This window comes from Pantoea sp. ANP04 (genome assembly GCF_041982285.1).
GTDB lineage: Bacteria > Pseudomonadota > Gammaproteobacteria > Enterobacterales > Enterobacteriaceae > Pantoea > Pantoea eucalypti.
Window position 1 is genome coordinate 72,697 of record NZ_JAUTYS010000011.1, and the last position, 20,742, is coordinate 93,438.

The 20,742-nt window shown below is 55.4% G+C and carries 19 protein-coding genes; 17 read left to right on the forward strand and 2 right to left on the reverse strand.

Annotation, left to right across the window (positions count from 1 at the left end; translation table 11 throughout):
* The first annotated feature begins 25 nt into the window (after window positions 1-25).
* The 8 genes from flgE to flgL all read left to right on the forward strand — a co-directional run bounded on the left by flgE (window position 26) and on the right by flgL (window position 8,464).
* On the forward strand, window positions 26-1,282 hold the full coding sequence (gene flgE, locus Q7C21_RS15580; RefSeq protein ID WP_003849884.1) for a flagellar hook protein FlgE: 1,257 nt from the start codon (window positions 26-28) through the stop codon (window positions 1,280-1,282).
* Between the two features lie 20 nt (window positions 1,283-1,302).
* The gene (locus Q7C21_RS15585) at window positions 1,303-2,058 is read left to right on the forward strand and encodes a flagellar basal body rod protein FlgF (RefSeq protein WP_003849882.1); all 756 of its coding nucleotides are present in this window, start codon (window positions 1,303-1,305) and stop codon (window positions 2,056-2,058) included.
* Between the two features lie 17 nt (window positions 2,059-2,075).
* The gene (gene flgG / locus Q7C21_RS15590; RefSeq protein ID WP_003849881.1) at window positions 2,076-2,858 is read left to right on the forward strand and encodes a flagellar basal-body rod protein FlgG; all 783 of its coding nucleotides are present in this window, start codon (window positions 2,076-2,078) and stop codon (window positions 2,856-2,858) included.
* Window positions 2,859-2,918: 60 nt separating this feature from the next.
* Window positions 2,919-3,629, forward strand: a complete 711-nt coding sequence (locus Q7C21_RS15595) for a flagellar basal body L-ring protein FlgH (RefSeq protein ID WP_008925927.1) — start codon at window positions 2,919-2,921, stop codon at window positions 3,627-3,629.
* Window positions 3,630-3,638: 9 nt separating this feature from the next.
* Entirely contained in the window at window positions 3,639-4,748 is a 1,110-nt protein-coding gene (locus Q7C21_RS15600) for a flagellar basal body P-ring protein FlgI (protein WP_003849879.1), read from the forward strand.
* Entirely contained in the window at window positions 4,748-5,710 is a 963-nt protein-coding gene (gene flgJ / locus Q7C21_RS15605; protein ID WP_003849878.1) for a flagellar assembly peptidoglycan hydrolase FlgJ, read from the forward strand. Before Q7C21_RS15600 ends, flgJ begins: the two co-directional genes overlap by 1 nt.
* A gap of 124 nt (window positions 5,711-5,834) precedes the next feature.
* Entirely contained in the window at window positions 5,835-7,484 is a 1,650-nt protein-coding gene (flgK, locus tag Q7C21_RS15610) for a flagellar hook-associated protein FlgK (protein ID WP_192377523.1), read from the forward strand.
* A gap of 14 nt (window positions 7,485-7,498) precedes the next feature.
* Window positions 7,499-8,464 (forward strand): flagellar hook-associated protein FlgL, encoded by a 966-nt coding sequence (gene flgL, locus Q7C21_RS15615; RefSeq protein ID WP_003849876.1) that lies wholly within the window; start codon window positions 7,499-7,501, stop codon window positions 8,462-8,464.
* A 374-nt stretch (window positions 8,465-8,838) separates the two neighbouring features.
* Here flgL and rne read toward each other — a convergent pair whose 3' ends face one another.
* Window positions 8,839-12,291 (reverse strand): ribonuclease E, encoded by a 3,453-nt coding sequence (gene rne, locus Q7C21_RS15620; RefSeq protein WP_375150867.1) that lies wholly within the window; start codon window positions 12,289-12,291, stop codon window positions 8,839-8,841.
* Between the two features lie 573 nt (window positions 12,292-12,864).
* Here rne and rluC point away from each other — a divergent pair.
* Window positions 12,865-13,821 (forward strand): 23S rRNA pseudouridine(955/2504/2580) synthase RluC, encoded by a 957-nt coding sequence (rluC, locus tag Q7C21_RS15625; RefSeq protein WP_003849873.1) that lies wholly within the window; start codon window positions 12,865-12,867, stop codon window positions 13,819-13,821.
* A gap of 13 nt (window positions 13,822-13,834) precedes the next feature.
* On the opposite strand, the gene Q7C21_RS15630 is transcribed toward rluC, so the two are convergent.
* Entirely contained in the window at window positions 13,835-14,422 is a 588-nt protein-coding gene (locus Q7C21_RS15630; protein ID WP_003849872.1) for a nucleoside triphosphate pyrophosphatase, read from the reverse strand.
* Between the two features lie 140 nt (window positions 14,423-14,562).
* Between Q7C21_RS15630 and yceD the strand changes: the two genes are divergently transcribed.
* The 8 genes from yceD (at window position 14,563) to fabF (ending at window position 20,701) form a co-directional block, all read left to right on the forward strand.
* A complete protein-coding gene (gene yceD, locus Q7C21_RS15635; protein WP_008925931.1) occupies window positions 14,563-15,084 on the forward strand; it encodes a 23S rRNA accumulation protein YceD in 522 nt (173 codons plus the stop codon).
* 14 nt (window positions 15,085-15,098) lie between these two features.
* Complete coding sequence (rpmF, locus tag Q7C21_RS15640; protein WP_003849870.1) at window positions 15,099-15,269, forward strand: 50S ribosomal protein L32; 171 nt, start codon at window positions 15,099-15,101, stop codon at window positions 15,267-15,269.
* 25 nt (window positions 15,270-15,294) lie between these two features.
* Window positions 15,295-16,335 (forward strand): phosphate acyltransferase PlsX, encoded by a 1,041-nt coding sequence (gene plsX / locus Q7C21_RS15645; protein ID WP_003849869.1) that lies wholly within the window; start codon window positions 15,295-15,297, stop codon window positions 16,333-16,335.
* A complete protein-coding gene (locus Q7C21_RS15650) occupies window positions 16,336-17,289 on the forward strand; it encodes a beta-ketoacyl-ACP synthase III (RefSeq protein ID WP_003849868.1) in 954 nt (317 codons plus the stop codon). It abuts the gene before it with no gap.
* Window positions 17,290-17,305: 16 nt separating this feature from the next.
* Entirely contained in the window at window positions 17,306-18,238 is a 933-nt protein-coding gene (gene fabD, locus Q7C21_RS15655; protein WP_003849867.1) for an ACP S-malonyltransferase, read from the forward strand.
* A 10-nt stretch (window positions 18,239-18,248) separates the two neighbouring features.
* Window positions 18,249-18,983 carry a 3-oxoacyl-ACP reductase FabG gene (gene fabG, locus Q7C21_RS15660; RefSeq protein ID WP_003849866.1) on the forward strand — a complete coding sequence of 245 codons (735 nt, stop codon included), beginning with the start codon at window positions 18,249-18,251 and terminating at the stop codon, window positions 18,981-18,983.
* 154 nt (window positions 18,984-19,137) lie between these two features.
* Window positions 19,138-19,374, forward strand: a complete 237-nt coding sequence (gene acpP / locus Q7C21_RS15665; RefSeq protein ID WP_003849865.1) for an acyl carrier protein — start codon at window positions 19,138-19,140, stop codon at window positions 19,372-19,374.
* An 85-nt stretch (window positions 19,375-19,459) separates the two neighbouring features.
* Entirely contained in the window at window positions 19,460-20,701 is a 1,242-nt protein-coding gene (gene fabF, locus Q7C21_RS15670) for a beta-ketoacyl-ACP synthase II (RefSeq protein WP_008925932.1), read from the forward strand.
* Window positions 20,702-20,742: the final 41 nt, after the last annotated feature.

The window sequence follows — 20,742 nt, forward strand, 5'->3', positions numbered from 1 at the left end:
TAACCTGTAGACAGGAAACAAACACATGTCATTTTCCCAAGCGGTCAGCGGCCTTGGTGCTGCTTCAAGTAACCTTGATGTCATCGGTAACAACATTGCTAACTCCGCCACTGCGGGCTTTAAATCGAGCACCATCGCGTTTGCCGATATGTTTGCCGGTTCTAACGTTGGCCTCGGCACCAAAGTCGCTGCGGTAATCCAGAACTTTAACGATGGCGCGACCACCACCACCAGCCGTGGCCTGGACGTTGCGCTGAGCGGTAACGGTTTCTTCCGTATGACCGACAGCAGCGGCGGCGTCTTCTATTCACGTAATGGCCAGTTAACGCTGGATGCCAACCGTAACCTGGTCAACACCCAGGGTCTGAACGTGACCGGCTATCCGGCCAGCGGTTCACCGGCTACCATCCAGGCAGGTGCTAACCCGGTTGCACTGCGTATTCCTACTGAGCAGATGCCCGCCCGTGCGACTACCACTGCCGGTCTGGTTGCCAACCTGAACTCAACGGATACCACGCCATCCGTGCCTACCTTCTCGACGGCGAACGCGGACAGCTACAACAAGAAAACCACGGCCACCGTGTTTGACTCGCAGGGTAATGACCACGCGCTCGACATGTATTTCGCGAAAGACACCGCCAGCAACAGCTGGACCGTGCGCACCATTGATGCCAATACCGGCCTTTCAGCGGGCGATTTCAGAATGGCGTTTGACACCAGCGGTAAGCTGACCAGCGTCTCTAAACTGAATGCAAACGGTACGGTAGCGAGCACCACCACCGATGGCACTGTTGGCCTGACGCTGAACGTGGGCGGTGCCAATGGCGCGGTCGCCAATCAGCCCATCACTATGAGCATGCTGGGCAGCCTGCAGCAGAACACCGGCGCCACCAACTTTGGCAGCCCGACCCAGGATGGTTATGCCCCTGGCGATCTGACCAGCTACGCGATTAATAATGATGGCACCATCACTGGCAGCTACTCAAACCAGAAAACCCAGTTGCTGGGTCAGATCGTCCTGTCGAGCTTCTCGAACCCGGAAGGTCTGCAGTCGAAAGGCGATAACGTCTGGCAGGCGTCAAGCGCATCCGGTCAGGCAGCCATTGGTCTGGCTAACACCGGCACCTTTGGTTCACTGACCGCCGGCGCACTGGAATCTTCCAACGTCGACATGAGTAAAGAGCTGGTGAACATGATCGTGGCGCAGCGTAACTATCAGGCGAATGCGCAGACCATCAAAACTCAGGACCAGATTCTCAACACGCTGGTTAACTTACGTTAATTCGCTAACAGGATTGCCATATGGATCACGCGATATATACCGCGATGGGCGCGGCCAGCCAGACGCTGGACCAGCAGGCGGTGACCGCCAGCAACCTCGCCAACGCCTCTACACCGGGTTTTCGTGCGCAGCTGAATGCGCTGCGCGCAGTACCGGTGAGTGGCTGGTCGCTGCCGACCCGCACGCTGGTCGCCGCCTCTACACCTGGCGCCGACATGAGTCAGGGCGCGATGGATTACACCGAGCGTCCGCTCGATGTGGCGGTGCAGCAGGATGGCTGGCTGGCGGTACGCACCCCTGACGGCAGCGAAGCCTACACGCGTAACGGCAATATGCAAATCAGTCCGACCGGTACGCTGACGGTTCAGGGCAATCCTGTGATGGGCGATGGCGGTCCGATTGTGATCCCGCAGGGCACTGAAATCACCATTGCTGCTGACGGTTCGATCACCGGGCTGAATGCCGGTGATTCCCCGAACGCCACGGTCCAGCTGGGCAAGCTGAAGCTGGTCAGGGCAACCGGGCAGGAGCTGCAGCGCAGTGATGACGGCATGTTCCGTCCTACTGCGTCGACGCAGGCGACCCGCGGAGCCGCGTTACAGGCGGATCCCACCATGCAGGTTATGCCTGGCGTACTGGAAGGCAGCAACGTCAAACCGGTAGAAACCATGGTCGATATGATCGCCAACGCCCGACGTTTTGAGATGCAGATGAAAGTCATCACCAACGTCGACGAAAATGAACAAAAAGCCAACCAGCTCCTGAGCATGGGCTGAGGCACGAGGATAACAACATGATTCGTTCTTTATGGATCGCTAAGACCGGTCTTGATGCGCAGCAGATGAACATGGACGTCATTGCCAACAACCTGGCAAACGTCAGCACCAACGGCTTTAAGCGTTCACGTGCCGTGTTCGAAGACCTGATGTACCAGACCATGCGCCAGCCGGGCACCCAGTCATCAGAACAGACGACGCTGCCATCGGGTTTGCAGATTGGTACCGGTGTCCGTCCGGTGACGACGGAGCGTCTGCATACTCAGGGCAACCTGTCGCAGACCAGCAACTCGAAAGATATCGCCATTAATGGCCAGGGTTATTTCCAGATTCAGATGCCGGATGGCACCTCGGCTTATACCCGTGACGGCGCGTTTCAGGTTGATCAGAACGGCCAGCTGGTGACCAACTCCGGCTTCCCGGTGCAGCCAGGTATTACCATTCCCGCTAACGCCACCAGCATTACGGTGTCGCGTGACGGTGTGGTCAGCGTGACGCAGCAGGGTCAGGCTCAGGCCGCGCAGGTTGGTCAGTTAACCCTGAGCACCTTTATGAATGATGCCGGTCTCGATAGCGTGGGTGAAAACCTCTACAAAGAAACACAGGCATCGGGCGCACCGACAGACAGCACCCCAGGCCAGAACGGCGCGGGTCTGCTCTATCAGGGCTACACCGAAACCTCAAACGTTAACGTAGCGGAAGAGCTGGTCACCATGATCCAGACGCAGCGTGCCTACGAAATCAACAGCAAGGCGATCAGCACTTCCGATCAGATGCTGGCGAAATTAACGCAGCTTTAATCCCGAACAGGGCCAGCCCGTGCTGGCCTGAATGACAGACATTAATAAGGTCGTGACACCGTGGCGAAGCAACAGATTCTCAAGCCTGGACATTGGTTAGTCGCCTCGTTGCTGCTAACTCTTAACGGATGTGCTCTGGTCCCGCGTACCCCGCTGGTCGAAGGTGCAACCACAGCGCAACCCATGCCGTCCGCGCCACCGGTGGTCAACGGCTCCATATTCCAGGGCGTCGCGCCGCTTAACTACGGCTATCAGCCGCTGTTTGAAGATCGTCGTCCGCGCAACATCGGCGATACCCTGACCATTACGCTGCAGGAAAACGTCAGCGCCAGCAAAAGCTCCTCGGCCAGTGCCAGCCGCGATGGCAGCAACAGCCTGGGTATAACCGGGGTGCCGACTGGTCTGGCCGGTCTGGTCGGTGCAGGTGGCGAAAAAGCCAATCTCAGCGCCGAAGGCAAAAACGATTTCGCAGGTAAAGGCGGCGCATCTGCCAATAATACCTTTACCGGCACCATTACCGTCACCGTGGACCAGGTATTGTCAAACGGCAACCTGCACGTGGTGGGCGAAAAACAGATCGCCATTAATCAGGGCACGGAGTTCATTCGCTTCTCGGGCGTGGTCAATCCGCGCACCATCAGCGCCAGTAACGCCGTGTTATCTACCGCTGTCGCCGATGCACGTATTGAGTACGTCGGAAATGGTTATATCAATGAGGCGCAGACCATGGGCTGGTTCCAGCGTTTCTTCCTGAACATCTCGCCGATGTAAGAGGTTTCAATGAAAAAGTTAACGCTGTTACGCGCCGGGCTGGCGCTGCTGCTGGGCGTCAGCCTGCTGGCCAAAGCCGATTTGATTCGTGATTTAACCACGGTACAGGGCGTGCGTGACAACCAGCTGCTGGGCTACGGCCTGGTGGTGGGTCTGGATGGCACGGGTGACCAGACCACCCAGACGCCATTTACTACGCAGACAGTGAGCAACATGCTGTCACAGCTGGGTATTACCGTGCCTGCCGGCACCAACATGCAGCTGAAAAACGTGGCGGCCGTCATGGTCACCGCCAAACTGCCTTCGTTTGCCCGTCAGGGACAGACGCTGGATGTGGTGGTCTCCTCGCTGGGTAACGCCAAAAGCCTGCGTGGTGGCACGCTGTTAATGACGCCGATGAAAGGGGTTGATAACCAGGTTTACGCGCTGGCGCAGGGTAATATTCTGGTCGGCGGTGCCGGTGCATCAGCAGGCGGCAGCAGTGTTCAGGTTAACCAGCTGAACGGTGGACGTATCACCGGCGGGGCAACCGTAGAGCGTGAACTGCAGAGCAACTTTGGTACGCAGAACACCATCAACCTGCAGCTTAACAGCGAAGATTTCTCAATGGCACAGCGTATTGCTGATGCAATCAACGCCCGTGGCGGTTACGGCGCGGCACAGCCGCTGGATGCCCGTACTGTGCAGATCCGCGTGTCACCTAATAATGGTGCGCAGGTGCGCCTGCTGGCTGAGATCCAGAACATTAATGTGTCGATTCCGGTAGAAGATGCCAAAGTGATCATCAACTCCCGTACCGGCTCAGTCGTTATGAACCGTGAAGTGACGCTGAATCAGTGTGCGGTAGCCCAGGGCAACCTGTCGGTGACGGTTAACCAGCAGCAGAACGTGAGTCAGCCTGATACACCGTTGGCCGGTGGTCAGACGGTCGCGACGACGCAGACGCAGATCGATCTGCGCCAGACCGGCGGTGCGCTGCAACGTGTTAACGCCAGCGCCAACCTGAATAACGTGGTGCGTGCACTGAATGCGCTGGGTGCGTCACCAATCGAACTGATGTCGATTCTGCAGTCGATGCAGAGTGCCGGCTGTCTGCGTGCCAAACTGGAAATTATCTGATGGCTGACATGCAATCTCTGACAAGTTCGGCTTTTGACAGCCGCTCCCTGAATGAACTGAAACGCCAGGCCAGCAACGATCCGAAAGCACATGCGTTGCAGGTCGCGCGTCAGGTCGAAGGGATGTTTGTACAAATGATGCTGAAGAGTATGCGCGAGGCGTTGCCGCAGGACGGGATTATGGGCAACGAACAGACCAAACTTTTCACCTCAATGTATGATCAGCAGATTGCACAGGAGATGGGTAAGCGCGGCCTTGGCCTGGCGGAAACCATCGTCAAACAGATGCAGCCTGCCACCGCGCCGGATGAAAAAGCCGGTACGGTGCCGATGAAGCTGGATAACAGCTTTATTCTCAGCACCAGCGGGGCAAAACCCATGGCCGCGGAGCAGCTGGAGCAGATTGTGCGTAAGGCGATGCCGCGTCTGCCGCCGGTTGCGTCACCCACAGGCCTGCCCAGCGACAGCCGCGAGTTCATCGCTCAGCTGACGCAACCGGCGCAGGCTGCCAGTCAGCAGAGTGGCATTCCGCATCACCTGATTCTGGCGCAGGCTGCGCTGGAGTCGGGCTGGGGCCAGCGTCAGATCCTGACCCGCGACGGCAAACCGAGCTACAACGTGTTCGGGATTAAAGCCAGCGGCGACTGGAAAGGTGACACCACCGATATCATGACTACCGAATATGAGCAGGGTGAAGCGAAGAAAGTCCGTGCCAGCTTCCGTGTTTATAACTCCTACTTCGAGGCGCTGACAGACTACGTCAAACTTCTCACCAAAAACCCACGCTATGCGGCGGTGACCAATGCCACATCTGCAGAGCAGGGCGCGCAGGCATTACAGGCGGCAGGATATGCCACCGATCCGAAATATGCGCAAAAGCTGGTGGGAATGATTCAGCAATTCAAAAGTATGGGCGACAAAGTCGTCAAAGCGTACAGCCAGGATATGGGTGACCTGTTCTGATCATTGCGCCTCAAGTTTCACTTAAGCAAGCCGATAACATCCCTATAGCCAGATGCGTTTTCGCCTGCTGGCGCCCACTTTGATGTCTGCCAGCCCGGTTAACGGGGGAACGTAAGGAACCGAGATGTCCAGCATAATTAACTCCGCGATGAGCGGACTGAGTGCCGCGCAGGCCGCTCTGAGCACCACCAGTAACAATATTTCCAATTACACCGTGGCTGGCTATTCACGTCAGACCACGGTCCTGGCGCAGGCAAACAGTACCCTGCAGGGCAACAGCTATTATGGTAACGGCGTGAATATCACCGGTGTACAACGTGAATATGATGCATTTATTGCCACGCAGTTACGCGGTTCCAGCGCGAACTACAGCGCGGTAAGCACCCAGCACAGCCAGATTTCAAACATTGACGATCTGCTGTCGACTTCGACGACCAGCCTGTCAACCTCGCTGCAGGGCTTCTTTACTAACCTGCAGAACGTGGTCAGCAATGCCAACGATCCGTCAGCACGTCAGTCAATGCTCAGCAATGCACAGGGTCTGGTCAGCCAGTTCCAGACCTCGGCGCAATACCTGAACAATATGCAGAACAGCGTCAATGCAGACGTCGGTTCCAGCATCAAGCAGGTCAACACCATTACCAGCCAGATCGCCGATCTGAACAAGCAGATTGGCAAACTGAGTACCGCTAACGGTGCCGCTCCTAACGATCTGCTTGATAAGCGCGATCAGCTGGTGAATACCCTGAATAACGTAGTTGGCGTCACAGTGTCGCAGCAGGATGGCGGCTACACGGTCTCCATGGCGAATGGCCTGACGCTGGTAAACGGCGACAAATCTCACGATCTGGTGGCGATGCCTTCCAGCAGCGATCCGACACGCACTACTATCGGCTATGTCGATAAACAGGCGGGCAACGTCGAGATTCCGGAAAAGCTGATCACCACCGGCTCGCTGGGCGGTCTGCTGGCATTCCGTAGTCAGGATTTGGATCTGGCGCAGAACCAGCTGGGTCAGTTAGCAGCTGCGTTTACGACCAGCTTTAACGATGTTCACAAGCAGGGCTTCGACAGTAACGGCGATCAGGGCGTTGATTTCTTTAATATCGGCAGCCCGCTGGTGGTAAGCAACAGTAAAAACAGCACCGCCGCCTCCGTTACCGCTGAGTGGACCGATACCAGTGCGCTGAAAGCGACCAACTATAACGTCAGCTTTGATGGCACGAACTGGAGCGCCACCCGTGCCTCTGACAGCACCGCTGTGACCATTGCACAGGTTAAAGACGCCAGTGGCAACACCACGCTGAGCTTTGATGGCCTGAAGCTGACCGTTCCCGGCACGCCTGCACCGGCTGCTAAAGACAGTTTTCTGGTGAAGCCGGTCCAGAACGTGATCAACGACATGTCCGTCGCGATCACCAATGAATCTCAGGTGGCCGCAGCAGGTGCCGTTGGCGGTGAAAGTGATAACCGTAATGCGCAAAAACTGCTGAGTCTGCAGGATGCGAAGCTGGTCGGTGGCAACGCCACGCTGTCGCAGGCTTACGCGGCTATCGTCAGTACCGTGGGTAACAAAACCAGTTCACTGCAGACCACCAGCGATACACAGAAAAGCGTGGTCAGTCAGCTGACCCAACGTCAGCAATCGGTCTCAGGCGTAAACCTTGATGAGGAGTACGCCAACCTGACTAAATATCAGCAATATTACATGGCTAATGCGCAGGTGCTGCAGACCGCCAGCACCGTGTTTAATGCATTGATCAATATTCGCTAAGGGCAGGAGATAACATGCGAATCAGTACAAATATGATTTTTGAGCAGCAGGTGCGTGGCATCACTGACTCACAGGCCTCCTGGCTGAAAGTGGGCGAGCAGCTCTCCAGCGGCCGCCGCGTAACTAACCCTTCGGACGATCCCATTGCGGCGTCACGCGCTGTGGTGTTGACCCAGACTCAGCAGCAGGGTAAACAGTTTGCGCTGGCGCGGACGTTTGCCGAACAGGGTTTATCACTGGAAGATAATACGCTGAAAGGCGTAACCAATGGGATCATTGCGGCGCAGGGACTGATCGTTAACGGTTCAACCGGAACGCTGAGCGACGATGACCGTGGTTCGATTGCCACCCAGCTGGAGGGCATTCGCGCCCAGTTGCTGAACCAGGCCAACAGCAAAGATGCCAATGGACGCTATATTTTTGCCGGTTATAAAACCGACAGCGCGCCGTTTGTTGATACGGCAGGCACCGGCGTCAGCTACACAGGCGGTAACGAGGCAATCACCCAGAAGGTCGACACCAGTCGTACCATGACCGTGGCGCATACCGGTGACAGCATCTTTATGTCGATCACCGGCAATGCCACCAAAGAGCCGGATGGCAGCGCCAGCGAAACCAATGTTTTTACGATGCTGGACAGTGCCATTGCGGCACTGAAGGTGCCGCAGGATAACGCAGACGCCGCAACCAAACAGACCTTCCAGGATGCGATGGATAAAACTAACCGTGGTCTGGGTAATGCGCTGAATAATGTTTCAAAAGTGGTTTCTGAAATTGGTACTCAGCTTGGCGAGATTGATACGCTGAATGCCCAGGGCGATGACCGCAGTGTGATCTATAACTCGCAGATGAGTGACCTGGTTAACGTAGATTTAACCGAGGCGGCGTCCAGCTATACCATGCAGCAGACAGCCCTTCAGGCGTCGTACAAGACCTTTACTGATATGTCCAAGATGTCACTGTTCCAGATGAATTCGTAGTCTGACCTGAAATTTTAGGCGTACTTTAACCGGATGCGCTTACTTTTCCCCACTCTCCCGATAAAGGAGGGTGGGATTTTTTTGCCTGCGATTCGGTTGATGGCGGGCGGGAACATTAGCTTTTAAACCAGGTTCTGTGACAGCGGAAAATAATTCGCATGGTTATCCTGCTTTCACGTATTCACCGCACGGACTCCGGAATCACCCACCACAGCCCAACAGCCTACCTGCCGAAATGCCGGAGTAAACCTTCGTTGTTGCCTGACGAGACCCCTGCAGAGACTGTTTATCCGTAATCCGGCTGGCGGGCAGAATTGCAGCCATAAAAAAACCCCGGCTTTAAGGCCGGGGTTCGGTTCACAACAGCTTATGCGTTACGGCTTGGTTGCCGGTGCAGTGGCCTGATGGGTGGCGCTATGCGCTCCTGCAGAACCGCGACCGTCGAACTCATACGGTGCACGCACCCAATCACTGTGCGGAGCCGGTTCTGACTGCCAGACTGGCGCAGGCGCTTTGGTCATTGGCGCAGAAGCAAAATGCTTCCAGCGTGTACCGTCGTTCGGTACAGCTGCAGCTGCTGGCACAGATGCGTCGGCAGGCAATGACACTGCAGGTTCGGTCGCCTTCACAGGTTCCGCCGGCGCGATATCACGTGCAGCAACCGGAGCATGAGGTTCACGAACCGGTGCTGTTTCAGCCTCTGCTGCGACTGGCGCATTCAGCACTTCTTCAACCTCGGCTGCGATCTCTTCACTGACATCAGTGGCTGACTGCTCAGTAACGTCCGCAGGCTGTTCAACCTCTGATGATTGTGCAACCTCTGCAGGCTGTACCGTCTCAACAGCAGGTGTCATAACCGGCGCTTCAGTGACGGGTTCAGCAGGCACGGCTTCAGCCGCGACAGCGTCTGCTTTCACTTCATCGGCAGCCGGAACCACAGAAGGCTGTTCGTCAACCGGGGCGTCAATAGCACGGGTATCATCAGTGTTGACGACCGGCACTGGCGTTTCTGCCTGCGGCTCAGCATGCTGCACTGGCGCGTCCTGCACACCCGATTCCACAGCGGCAGCCACGGGCAGGCCATGGGTAGCCACTGCTGTTTCTTCCGCGCTGTACGCGGGTGTCTGGTGTGTCACATTCTGCACCTGCTCTTCGCTGGCCTGGCTCACCGGATAGCGAATCCAGACTTTACCAGAGGCCATCTCGGGAGACGCTGCTGCTGCGGCCAGAGGCATGGCTGACTGCGTCGGGTAACGCTCATCACGGTAACGACGACGACGCTGTCCGCTCACACGCAGATGGCGTGGCGAACGACGTGAGCGACGTGGCATATTGGCGTTATCACGGTTGTCGCTGTCATCCTGTTCGTCACTCTGCTGCGCCTGGAACTCAGGCTGCGGCTGTGCAACTTCAGCTGGCTGAGGCTGACGCACTTCGGCAGGCTGGACAAAGTCGCTGGCTTCGGCTGGCATAGGTTGACGGTTATCATCAACACGCACCTTCTGGTTCAGCTGACGCGGCTTACGACGCGGCATAACCTGTACGCGCTCATCATCCTGCACCTCGGTCGCGTCCAGGGCTTCTGCGACCACTGCTGGCTGCTCAGCTACTTTGGCGGCTTCTTCACCGGCGCGTTTCTCTTCCTGACGACGACGCTGACGTTCAGCGCGCTGTTCACGGCGCTGTTGCTGCTGCTCATCACGCTGCTGGCGCGCTTCTTCGCTCAGTGCCGGACGCTCTTCGCGTACTTCACCTGACTGAGACTCACGCTTGTTGCGGCGGTTGTTATTATTGCCCTCGCGCGGCTCACGATTTTCACGTGGCTCGCGGCTTTCGCGCGGTTCACGGCTCTCACGCGGTTCACGACTTTCGCGAGGCTCACGGCCCTCACGCGACTGTGCGTTATCCCCGTTACGCGGCGTACGCTCACGACGATTGTTATTGCGACGGTTGTTATTGTTGCTGCGTCGTTCGCCACGACCGTTGTTGTTTTCCTGCTCACCTTCAGGCGCTTTTTGCGGTTCAGCAACCTCAGCGGTCACAGGTTTAGCAGCAGGCGCTTCTTCGCTGGCAAACATTTTTTTCAGGCCGCCAAGCAGACGCCCGAAGAAACCGGTGCTGGCCGTCGCAGGTGCAGCCACCGCAGGTTTAGCTTTTGCCGCTGGCTGAACTTCAGCACGCTGCGCTTCCGGCTCAACTTCTACCGGAGCCGGCGGTGCATCAGGCATCACAAACGCGGCCAGAGCAGGCTGCTCAGGACGACGACGCTCTGCATGCTCTTCTTCCGACGGCATCGCCATTTCGGCTTCGTGCAGCTTCGGCAGATGATAGCTCAGGGTCTGGGTCTCTTCGCCTTTACGTACGCGCAGCACGGAGTAGTGCGGGGTCTGCATCTTGTCATCAGGAACGATGATTGCCCGCACGCCGCCCTGGCGTTTTTCAATCGCGTTGACCGCTTCACGTTTTTCGTTCAGCAGGTAGGAGGCAACCTGAACCGGAACAATAGCGTGAACTTCTTTGGTGTTGTCTTTCAGTGCTTCTTCTTCAATCAGACGCAGAATCGACAAAGCAAGTGACTCGTTATCACGGATGGTGCCGGTGCCGCTACAGCGTGGGCAAACGTGATGACTGGATTCACCTAATGATGGGCTCAGGCGCTGACGGGACATCTCCAGCAGGCCGAAACGCGAAATGTGGCTGATCTGAATACGGGCGCGGTCCTGACGAACAGCTTCGCGAAGACGGTTTTCAACTGCGCGCTGATGGCGTACCGGCGTCATATCGATATAGTCGATAACGATCAGGCCGCCCAGGTCACGCAGGCGCAGCTGACGGGCGATCTCGTCAGCGGCTTCAAGGTTAGTGTTGAACGCCGTCTCTTCGATGTCACCGCCGCGCGTTGCGCGTGCTGAGTTGATATCGATCGCGGTCAGCGCTTCAGTGCTGTCGATGACAATCGAGCCACCGGAAGGCAGGCGGACTTCACGCTGAAAAGCGGATTCGATTTGCGATTCAATCTGATAATGGCTGAACAGCGGGATTTCACCGGTGTAGAGCTTAATTTTGCTGCTGAAGTCCGGACGGCCCAGCGCAGCAATATGCTGACGTGCCAGTTCCAGAACTTTAGGATTATCGATAAGGATTTCACCGATGTCCTGACGCAGATAGTCGCGGAAAGCGCGGACAATCACGTTACTCTCCTGATGGATCAGGAACGGAGCAGGACGGTTTTCAGCGGCTTTCTTGATCGCTTCCCAATGCTTAAGGCGGAAGCTTAAATCCCACTGCAGCGATTCGGCAGATTTGCCGACGCCGGCGGTGCGGACAATCAGTCCCATGCCTTCCGGCAGGTCAAGCGCCGACAGCGCTTCTTTTAATTCTGTACGGTCGTCACCTTCGATGCGGCGAGAGATACCGCCTGCACGTGGGTTATTCGGCATCAGGACCAGGTAGCTGCCCGCCAGAGAGATAAAGGTGGTCAGCGCAGCGCCTTTGTTGCCGCGTTCTTCTTTATCAATCTGAACAATAACTTCCTGACCTTCACGCAGCACGTCTTTAATATTCGGACGACCATGCGCGTTATAGCTGGAGGGGAAGTATTCGCGGGAGATTTCTTTTAACGGGAGGAAACCGTGACGCTCTGCGCCATAATCGACAAACGCAGCTTCAAGGCTGGGTTCAATGCGCGTGATTTTACCTTTGTAGATGTTGGCTTTTTTCTGTTCGTGTCCAGGACTTTCAATATCCAGATCGTACAGACGCTGACCGTCAACCAGGGCAACGCGCAACTCCTCCTGCTGAGTTGCGTTTATTAACATTCTTTTCATCGTGACTTACTCGTTATTCTTTCATGAGTGATTACAGCTGCGGGCATAATTACCCTGGACGAGTATCAACCGATGGCCCCGTGACTTAGTGCAATGTCGTCAACCTCACGGCTGTCGACCGCGCGAGGGGCGCAAATAACGTCGGTGGCCTGTTTTTCATAAGGGAAAACAGCACCAGATAGTGGAAATGCCTGAGAGAATAAAGAAAACCCGTGCATCCCATACTGCTGTCCAGGCCGCAACCCGCAGCCCGCTAAGTGCCTGATTTCGCATTACGTCTTACGCCATTGCTGCGTGTCTGCTCAATCCGGCAAAATGACAATTTCGCTCGGTTTCTGCCCTGAAATGCATCAGTTAGGAAACTCAGGCATTATTCCATTGCTAACCTTCATATAGCAAGGCGACTTTAGCCAGCTTGTGAAGTTTCTTTACATTTAACGCGTTAATGTGTCCGACAATGCAGCGTTTTGCTGAAAAAGCCAGCAGAGAGGCGACTTGCCGTCACACCAACTCCTGAGTTAAGCACAGAAAAAGGGGTGGCGCTATCAGGGGACACTATTTAGAATCGCCGCCATGAAAACAGAGAATCCCGGCGTACATTTTGTCGCCATCACGGCTGAAAATGCCGGACAACGCATTGATAACTTTTTGCGCACCCAGCTTAAGGGTGTGCCAAAGAGCATGATTTATCGCATCGTACGCAAAGGCGAGGTGCGGGTGAATAAAAAGCGCGTTAAGCCAGAGTACAAGCTGGAGGAGGGCGATGAGGTACGCATTCCGCCTGTTCGGGTAGCGGAACGCGATGAAGACGCTGTTTCCCCTAAACTGGCAAAGGTTGCCTCACTGGCTGATGCCATCCTGTTTGAGGATGAGTCGCTGCTGGTAATGAATAAGCCTTCCGGTACCGCCGTGCATGGGGGCAGCGGACTTAGCTTTGGCGTCATTGAAGGGTTACGCGCCCTGCGACCTGAAGCGCGCTTTCTGGAATTAGTGCATCGCCTCGATCGCGATACCTCAGGTATTCTGCTGGTTGCTAAAAAGCGCTCGGCGCTGCGTTCTCTGCATGAGCAACTGCGTGAAAAGGGCATGCAGAAAGATTACCTGGCTCTGGTGCGCGGTAACTGGCCCTCACATCTGAAGGTGGTTCAGGCACCGCTGCTGAAAAACATCCTGCAGAGCGGAGAGCGTGTTGTGCGCGTCAGCAGTGAAGGCAAGGCGTCGGAAACCCGCTTTAAAGTGGAAGAGCGGTTCGACTTTGCCACCCTGGTAAAAGCGAGTCCGGTCACCGGACGCACACATCAGATTCGCGTTCATACACTGCATGCCGGGCATCCCATCGCCTTTGACGATCGTTACGGCGAACGTGACTTTGACAGTCAGCTGGCCTCAACCGGATTAAAACGGCTGTTCCTGCACGCAGCGGCGCTGACCTTTACCCATCCTGGCACGGGCGAAGTAATGCGGGTCGAAGCGCCACTCGATGACGGGCTGAAGCAATGCCTGAATAAACTGCGTCAGATGAAGGCGTAACGGCTCTCCGGTATCAGTCCGTTAAAGGATTGATACCGGCCTGCTGCAACATCTCATTCAGCGCAATCAGCGGCAGCCCAATCAGCGTATTGGGATCGCGGCCCTCCAGTCGATCAAACAGACAAATTCCCAGCCCTTCACTTTTAAAACTGCCGGCACACTGCAGCGGCTGTTCTTTTTCCACGTATCCAGCGATTTCGGCGTCGGTTAAGGTGCGGAAATGCACCACAAAGGGCTCACAGCACTGCAGCAGTCTGCCACTGCCCGGATGAAAAAGGGCCAGACCGGTATAGAAGGTAATGGCTTTACCGCTGGCGGCACGCAGTTGCGCGCATGCATTCTCCGCCGTGTGAGGCTTTCCGGTGATCGTGCCATCCAGCACGCAGACCTGATCCGAGCCGATGATCCAGTGGCTGGGCCAGGTTTTTGCCAGCGCCTGCGCTTTTGCCACGGCCAGGCGTGTTACCAGCGCTTCGGCGGTTTCACCTGGCACGGGGGACTCATCAACCTCCGGCGCGGCGGTCATAAATGGCAAGCCAAGCTTATGCAGTAAAGCCTGCCGGAAGGGCGACGTTGAAGCTAAAAGAATCGATGGTGTCATTTTTTTTCAATAGTGATAGCGAATTGGTGGCAGTCATTTTAAACTGTGCGCCGCACTGGATGCGAATAGTGGTTGAAAGATGCTGTTTAACGGCCTTTTTCTTTGACTCTATGACATTACAAAGTTAATATGCGCGCCCTATGCAAAAGGTAAAATTACCCCTAACGCTGGACCCTGTCCGCACCGCTCAGAAGCGCCTTGATTATCAGGGTGTCTACACATCTGTACAGGTGGAGCGTGTGGCCGAGTCGGTCGTTAGTGTGGACAGTGATGTGGATTGTGCCATGTCGTTTGCGGTTGATAACCAGCGTCTGGCGGTACTGACGGGTACTGCTGAAGTACAGGTGACGTTGCGTTGTCAGCGCTGCAACCAGACCTTTCCCCATCACGTAAAAGTGAGTTACTGCTTCAGCCCTGTCTCTTCTGAAGAGCAGGCCGAAGCATTACCGGAAGCGTACGAGCCGGTCGATGTCAACGAGTTTGGTGAGATCGATTTGCTGGCGGTTGTCGAGGATGAACTGATTCTCGCGCTGCCGGTCGTTCCGGTGCACGATTCTGAACACTGTGAAGTGTCCGAGGCGGACATGGTCTTTGGTAAACTGCCTGCAGAGGCGGAGAAACCAAATCCATTTGCCGTATTAGCCAGTTTAAAGCGTAAGTAATAGGAGTAAGGTCCATGGCCGTACAACAGAATAAACCCACCCGTTCTAAGCGTGGTATGCGTCGTTCGCACGATGCGCTGACCACTGCTGCTCTGTCAGTAGATAAAGTTTCTGGCGAAACTCATCTGCGTCACCACATCACTGCGGATGGTTACTACCGCGGTCGCAAGGTTATCGTTAAGTAAGTTTCTTGCTTAGCAAGGCGATACCTTGACACGTTTGACCCTGGCGATTGATGCCATGGGCGGGGACTTCGGTCCCTGCGTGACAGTGCCTGCAGCATTGCAGGCACTGGCCTCTCATTCGGAACTTTTCCTTCTTCTGGTCGGCAATCCCGACACCCTCATGCCATTGCTTGCCAAAGCGGATTCCTCCCTGACGGGGCGTTTGCAGGTTATCCCTGCCGAATCGGTTATTGCAAGTGATGCGCGGCCTGCTCAGGCCATCCGGAACAGTCGCGGCAGTTCAATGCGTGTCGCGCTGGAGATGGTCAAAGAGGGACGTGCACAGGCCTGTATCAGCGCCGGTAATACCGGTGCACTGATGGGGCTATCAACACTCTTATTAAAACCGCTGGACGGTATCAAACGCCCGGCGCTGATGTCCGTTTTACCGCACCAGCAGCAGGGTAAAACGGTGGTACTGGATTTGGGCGCGAATGTTGACTCAGACAGTGCCATGCTGGTGCAGTTTGCTGTGATGGGGTCGGTAATGGCTGAGCATGTGCTTGGTATTTCACGGCCCCGTGTCGCGTTGCTCAATATTGGTCATGAAGAGACTAAAGGGCTGGAAACTATTCGCGATGCCGCAGTAGTACTGCGAGAATCACCGCAAATCAACTATATTGGTTACCTCGAAGGCAATGACCTGCTTACCGGTAAAACGGATGTGATGGTCTGTGACGGTTTTGTCGGAAACGTCACGCTGAAGACAATGGAAGGCGTGGTAAGAATGTTTCTTTCTCTGCTGAAGTCATCAGGGGAAGGTAAAAAACGGTCATGGTGGCTGACGTTGCTGGGACGCTTAATCCAGAAACGCCTGGCGAAGCGCTTCGGGCAACTCAACCCTGACCAGTACAATGGCGCTTGTCTGTTAGGATTGCGCGGAACAGTGATCAAGAGTCACGGCGCAGCAAATCAACACGCTTTCGCCGTGGCGATAGAACAGGCAGAGCAGGCGGTGAGGCAGCAAATTCCCGAGCGAATTGCTGCGCGCCTTGATGCTGTATTAGCCAGGAGTGACAAAGCCTAGATGTATACCAAAATTATCGGTACGGGCAGTTATCTGCCCAGCCAGGTTCGCACCAATGCCGATCTGGAAAAAATGGTGGAGACGTCGGACGAGTGGATTGTGACCCGTACGGGCATCCGTGAGCGCCGCATTGCTGCGCCTGACGAAACCGTCGCCACCATGGGATTCAGTGCGGCGCAACGCGCCCTTGAAATGGCCGGCGTTGACGCGAACGAGATTGGGCTGATTATTGTCGCCACAACCTCTTCCAGCCACGCCTTCCCAAGCTCCGCCTGCATGATCCAGCAAATGCTGGAGATCAAAGACTGTGCGGCATTTGACCTTGCTGCCGCCTGTGCAGGTTTTACCTATGCGCTGAGCGTGGCCGATCAATACATTAAAAATGGCGCGGTTAAACACGCTCTGGTGATTGGTGCTGATGTTCTGGCGCGCGCGCTGGATCCTGAAGATCGCGGTACCATCATCCTGTTCGGTGATGGCGCTGGTGCGGTCGTGCTGGGTCAGAGCGAAGAGCAGGGGATTATCTCAACTCATCTTCATGCTGATGGTCGCTATGCCCAGTTGCTGACGCTGCCTTATCAGGATCGCGCTCATCAGGATCAGCCTGCTTATGTCACAATGGCAGGCAACGAAGTCTTCAAAGTCGCGGTTACCGAGCTGGCTCACATCGTTGACGAAACGCTTCAGGCCAATAATCTCGATCGCGAAATGCTGGACTGGCTGGTGCCGCATCAGGCTAATCTGCGCATCATCAGCGCCACCGCGAAAAAACTCGGTATGACCATGGATAAAGTAGTCGTTACACTGGATCGTCACGGCAATACCTCTGCCGCATCGGTGCCAAGTGCACTGGATGAAGCGGTTCGTGATGGCCGCATCAAACCCGGACACCTTATTTTGCTGGAAGCCTTTGGTGGTGGATTCACCTGGGGTTCTGCGCTGGTTCGCTTTTGATTGACAGGAACGAAAGATGACGCAAATTGCATTTGTTTTTCCAGGTCAGGGTTCACAGACCGTGGGCATGCTGACTGAATTAGCCGCGACCTATCCGCTGGTTGAAGAGACCTTTCGTGAAGCCTCGGACGCGCTGGGATATGATCTGTGGCAGTTAGTGAGTCAGGGTCCGGCTGAAGAGCTGAATAAAACCTGGCAGACTCAGCCTGCATTGCTTGCCGCCTCGGTGGCTATCTATCGTGTCTGGCAGCAGCAGGGCGGTCAACAGCCAGTCCTGATGGCCGGTCACAGCCTGGGTGAATACTCTGCGCTGGTTTGCGCCGGTGTGCTCAGCTTTGCTGATGCCGTGAAGCTGGTTGAGCTGCGCGGCAAACTGATGCAGGAAGCCGTGCCAGAAGGCACTGGCGCGATGCAGGCGATTATTGGCCTGGATGACGCAGCTATTCGCAAAGCCTGCGAGGAGAGCGCGCAGGGACAGGTGGTTTCACCGGTTAACTTCAATTCGCCGGGCCAGGTGGTCATTGCGGGTAACAAAGAAGCCGTTGAGCGTGCAGGTGCTGCCTGTAAAGCCGCGGGCGCTAAACGTGCCCTGCCACTGCCCGTCAGCGTGCCTTCCCACTGCGCACTGATGAAGCCCGCAGCGGATAAACTGGCGGTCGCGCTGGAAAACATTACGTTTGCTGCGCCTGCGGTGCCAGTGATTAATAACGTCGATGTGAAAGCAGAAACCGATGCTGCGGCAATCCGGCATGCGCTGGTTCGTCAGCTTTACAGCCCGGTTCGCTGGACTGAGAGTGTGGAAGCGATGGCAGAACAGGGCGTTACGCAACTCCTGGAGATGGGTCCAGGTAAAGTCCTGACCGGTCTGACGAAACGTATTGTCGATAGTCTGACAGCGGCTGCCGTTAACGATACAGCATCCCTGACAGCTGCACTCGGTAAGGAATAAGAGGAAAATCATGAGCTTTGAAGGTAAAGTTGCGCTGGTTACCGGCGCGAGTCGCGGCATTGGTCGTGCGATTGCAGAAACCCTGGCGGCACGTGGTGCTAAAGTTGTGGGTACTGCAACCAGCCAGAATGGCGCCGACGCCATCAGTGCTTACCTTGGCGACAAGGGTAAAGGCCTGTTACTGAATGTGACAGATGCTGACTCCATCAGCAGCGTTTTAGAGAATATTCGCGCGGAATTTGGCGAAGTGGATATTTTAGTCAATAATGCAGGCATTACGCGTGATAATCTCCTCATGCGCATGAAGGACGATGAGTGGGAGGATATCTTAGATACTAACCTCACATCGGTATTCCGCCTTTCTAAGGCGGTCCTGCGTGCCATGATGAAAAAGCGCGTGGGCCGTATCATCACCATTGGTTCCGTTGTTGGAACCATGGGTAATGCGGGCCAGGCAAACTACGCGGCAGCTAAAGCGGGTTTGATTGGTTTTAGCAAATCACTGGCGCGCGAAATCGCGTCACGTGGCATTACCGTCAACGTCGTGGCTCCAGGCTTTATTGAGACTGACATGACGCGGGCACTGAACGAAGATCAACGTTCCGGTATTTTGGCGGAAGTCCCTGCGGGTCGCTTAGGCGATGCACAGGAAATCGCCAATGCTGTCGCATTTTTAGCCTCTGACGAAGCAGCCTACATCACAGGTGAAACGCTGCACGTCAATGGCGGAATGTACATGGTCTGATAAATCACGAAATCATTTGCTTTATTTGCGGTTAAAACCGCAAAATAACGCAAAATCGTGGTTCGACCAGCCGGGATTTTGTTGCATCTTTTTCACCATTTTATACACTACGAAAACCATCGCGAAAGCGAGTTTTGATAGGAAATTAAATAGTATGAGCGATATCGAACAACGCGTTAAGAAAATCATCAGTGAGCAGCTGGGTGTGAAAGAGGAAGAAGTCACCAACTCTGCATCTTTCGTAGAAGACCTGGGTGCCGATTCTCTTGATACCGTTGAGCTGGTGATGGCTCTGGAAGAAGAGTTTGATACTGAGATTCCAGACGAAGAAGCTGAGAAAATCACTACCGTTCAGGCAGCGATCGACTATATCAATAGCCATAAAGGCTAATGAATATCTTCAGGCGGTCGCTCGACCGCCTGATTTTTTTGTTTGTCCCACATAGTTCCCTATTTCCCCTCCCTGGAGGACGAACGTGTCTAAGCGTCGTGTAGTTGTGACTGGTCTTGGCATGTTGTCTCCTGTCGGCAATACCGTAGAGTCTACCTGGAGTGCTCTCCTTGCCGGTCAGAGCGGCATTACCCTGATCGACCATTTTGATACCAGTGCTTATGCAACGCGTTTTGCAGGTCTGGTAAGAGGTTTTAATTGTGATGACTACATCTCGCGCAAAGATCAGCGCAAGATGGATGCCTTCATCCAGTACGGCATTGTAGCCGGTATGCAGGCCATGCAGGACAGTGGTCTGGTTGTCACCGACGAAAATGCAGGCCGTGTTGGCGCGGCAATTGGCTCCGGCATCGGTGGTTTAGGTCTGATTGAAGAGAATCATACTTCACTGGTCAACGGCGGTCCGCGCAAAATCAGCCCATTCTTTGTGCCTTCAACCATCGTTAACATGGTGGCGGGGCATCTCAGCATCATGTATGGCCTGAAAGGTCCAAGCATCTCTATCGCGACAGCCTGTACCTCTGGTGTGCACAACATCGGTCATGCTGCACGTATCATCGCTTATAACGATGCTGACGTGATGCTGGCGGGTGGCGCAGAGAAAGCCAGTACGCCATTAGGCGTGGGTGGTTTTGGTGCAGCACGTGCCCTCTCAACCCGAAACGAAAACCCGCAAGCGGCCAGCCGCCCGTGGGATAAAGATCGCGACGGTTTTGTGCTGGGTGACGGTGCCGGCATTGTGGTACTCGAAGAGTACGAGCATGCGAAGAAGCGTGGCGCAAAAATCTACGCTGAAATCGTAGGTTTTGGTATGAGCAGCGATGCCTACCACATGACTTCACCACCAGAAGATGGTTCAGGTGCCGCGGCGGCCATGATCAATGCGCTGCGCGATGCCCAAATGACGCCAGAGCAGATTGGCTATGTCAACGCGCACGGTACGTCCACGCCAGCGGGTGATAAAGCGGAAGCGCAGGCGGTGAAATCGGTCTTCGGGGCAGCGGCCAGCAGTGTGATGGTCAGCTCAACCAAATCAATGACCGGGCACTTGCTGGGTGCCGCAGGCGCTGTTGAAGCGATTTACTCGATTCTGGCACTGCGCGACCAGGCTGTTCCTCCGACTATCAATCTCGACAATCCGGATGAGGGCTGCGATCTTGACTTCGTACCTCACACCGCGCGTCAGGTTTCTGGTCTGGAATACACGCTGTGTAACTCTTTCGGATTCGGCGGAACCAACGGTTCATTGATTTTCCGTAAAGTGTAATCGTTGCTGATTGCTAAAAAGGCCCGCGATGCGGGCCTTTT